The following is a 2,827-nucleotide window of genomic DNA, read 5'->3' as shown; positions in this document are numbered from 1 at the left end:
ACGGACGCTTAAAGCAGAGCTTTAAGCGTCCGTCGCCTTTTTTTATATTGTATAGTTCAGTATTTTATGTAATACTACCGGAGGTCTTTTGCCTGTCCTTTGTTGTCCCTTCCTTTCGTCGTCCCCCATGGACCATAGTCCATCGTCCATGGCCCATGGTCCATCATCCATTCCCCTAGTCTCACCTAGAACTTTACACCATAACCCACCAACACCGTAAGTTGGCTGCCATAGGCCCCTTTGCGGTATTCGTTGCGGGCATAGCCCAGGGTACCCAGCAGCAGGTGGCGGCCACCTACCGTTGTACGGATACCCGCAGCGATGTTCTGGCGCTGCAGGTTGGGCACCTGTAGCTGTGCCGCCTGGTTTTCGTCGGGCGACACACCGGTGCCCAGTTGCCCCCATACATAATCTGTTCCGCTGGGCAAGTAATACCGGGCCGTAAGGAAATAAGACTGGTCGATACCCTGGCTGTTGTTGAGCGAGAGAAAACTGCGCCCTTGCAAAAACCAGTTGCCTACATATTTTCCAACACCGGCGGTGCCCATCCAGATATCCCGGTCAAAATGGAGGTAGCGCACACCGCCCTCCACTTCCCAGGCCCGGGGCAGGTTTACAAACAAGGAAGCCCCGCTGCGCCATTTGGGAAAAACCGGTGCACTTGCCGAATAGCCGATGCCGGTATAAGCATATACTTTTTTGGATAAACGTGGATAGGCTTCCACCTCCGCCTGCCAGCCCTGGTTGGCAAAACGTTGCCCGTAGTTGAAACGGCCCAGCAGGGCGCCACCGCGGCCCTGGGTTTTGTACTCAAGGGATCCCTGATTCCAGTTGTAATTACGTGCTTGTTTCCAGTGGTTCCACTCGTAGGTGGCCAATACGGTTTGCTGGCGGGCTGTATCATTTATCTGTGCCTGCGCAAGGAAAGGCGTTAACAGGCCACAGGCAATGAGGGTGCGGAGGAGCGGTTTTTTGCGTAGCATAATGGATGACTGCAAAAATGAGCATAATTAACCAAACACCTGGTCAAGCTCGGCAGAAAAGGCAGAAATATGGCTCATTTCACCCATTTGAAGGTTGGCAAGGCCAAACACCCGAAAAAAAACTGCTATTCGTCGAAAGCTGTTTCTCAATAAAGAAGCAGGTAGGCTACCTTTACGTCCCGCGCAGTTTGATGGATCATGCCGGACTTCCAACCATTGAAAAACTAAACGTACCTGTACATGCTGTCCAACCGACTTCGGTTTGCCACCCTTTGGGGGCGAACCGGGCTTATTAGCGCCCTGTTGCTTTTTCTCACCGTGCTGAGTCTGAGCTCCATAAACCTTTACTCCCAGTTCAACCGCTTTACGGAAGAAAAAACCATTTTGCGCAAAACCCAAACCAACCTGCGGGAACTGGTGTTGCTGGAAAGCTACCTGAGTGCGGAAGAGAACAGGTTCCGTACTTTTTTGCTCACCGGCGAACAGCAGTGGCTGGACAGCATGCATGTCGAGCGGCATTCCTTTGGCCAGTTGCTGGCTACGCTGCGCACCGACACGGCCATAGGTACCGACCTGCAAATGGTAGGCGCCACTATGAAGGCTAAAATGGCATTACAGGACAGCACCATTACGCCAATGCCAGCTACACGGCCGGCAAATGGGGTAAGCGCAGAGCAGTTTAGCAGGCTTGCGCAGCATTCAAGCACCATCAGGCGGGATATCCGCCTCGGCATTGCCCGCCAAAACGCTTTATTGCAACAGCACCGGCAGGCACAGGATAAGTTACAACCCCGCATCATCTGGATGTTTGCCCTGGTAACGCTGGTGGTGGTATTATTGATGTTGTTCCTTTTCTACCTGACCTTTCGCAATATGGTCAAGCGCATCAAGGTATCCGACCAGATAAAGGTGCTGCTCACTTCCACCCACGAGGGATTTTACCTGCTCAGCCCCAGCTTTCACATCATACTGATGAATGAAAAAGCCAAGTCCTACCTGGATGCCGGCACCGGTGGTGATGCCCGCGTAGGGCAAAACATCCTGGACCTCTTCAGCAAGGAAGATAGAACAGGCGCTTCGGCCATGTACCAGGAAGTACTGAAAGGCAAGGTGCTCAACTGGACACAGAAACTGGTGATCAATGGCGCTGAATGCTATATAGAATTGCAGCATAAGGTCATCAAAGACAAAGAGCACGGCAACCTGGTGGGCATTAGCATTCTTGCCCGCGATATTACCGAACAGCAGCTTGCCGAAGCCGCCCGTGCCAAAAGTGAACAAACCCGCAGGCTGATCATGAACGCTTCGCAGGATGCCATCATCTGTATTGATCGGCATGGGTATATTTCCTACTGGAACAATAAAGCCGAACAAATATTTGGCTGGACGGAAGCCGAAGCCATGGGCAAGCGCCTTCAGGATACCATTGTTCCCGGCTACCACCGCAAGGGACATGCAGCAGGCTTTGAACGCTACCGCCAGACCGGTGAGCAACATGTGATGGACCGGGTGCTGGAACTGACGGCAATTGATAAGAGCGGACGCGAGTTTCCCATCGAGCTGTTCATCATGGAACTGAAAGGAGAGTCGGAAGAATTTATCTGCGCTTTTATCCGCGATATCTCGGAACGCAAACAGGCTGAGAGCGAACGCAACAACCTGCTGGAGCGACTGCGATTTACCAACGACATGGTACAACTGGGCACCTGGCAATACTATGCCGCCACCGATACCCTGGTGTGCGACGAAGTGATCTATGCCCTGCTGGAACTGCCATCCTCCTATATGCTTAACCGCAACAACTGGCTCGAATTCATCCACCCCGACGAGCGGAAAGAGGTGGC

Annotated in this window: 2 protein-coding genes; one reads left to right on the top strand and one right to left on the bottom strand. The window is 52.7% G+C overall.

The genetic code is table 11. The features are described 5' to 3' along the window. Positions 1 to 185 precede the first annotated feature (185 nt). Positions 186 to 983: a YaiO family outer membrane beta-barrel protein gene (locus tag BUE76_RS10155; RefSeq protein WP_073048189.1), complete on the bottom strand. Its 798-nt coding sequence runs from the start codon at positions 981 to 983 to the stop codon at positions 186 to 188. Positions 984 to 1,223: 240 nt separating this feature from the next. Between BUE76_RS10155 and BUE76_RS10150 the strand changes: the two genes are divergently transcribed. Beyond that, on the top strand, positions 1,224 to 2,827 hold a 1,604-nt coding region (locus BUE76_RS10150; protein WP_143313424.1), incomplete at its 3' end, for a PAS domain S-box protein.

Origin of the sequence: Cnuella takakiae, assembly GCF_001953305.1 — a bacterium.
GTDB classification, from domain to species: Bacteria; Bacteroidota; Bacteroidia; order Chitinophagales; family Chitinophagaceae; genus Flavisolibacter; species Flavisolibacter takakiae.
Note: the sequence above shows the minus strand (reverse complement) of the source record. Positions and strands in the feature narration are given on the sequence as shown.

Bases quoted from the DNA above. Each gene is read 5' to 3' on its own strand.
- BUE76_RS10155 (WP_073048189.1), bottom strand. From the start codon at position 983: ATGCTACGCAAAAAACCGCTCCTCCGCACCCTCATTGCCTGTGGCCTG.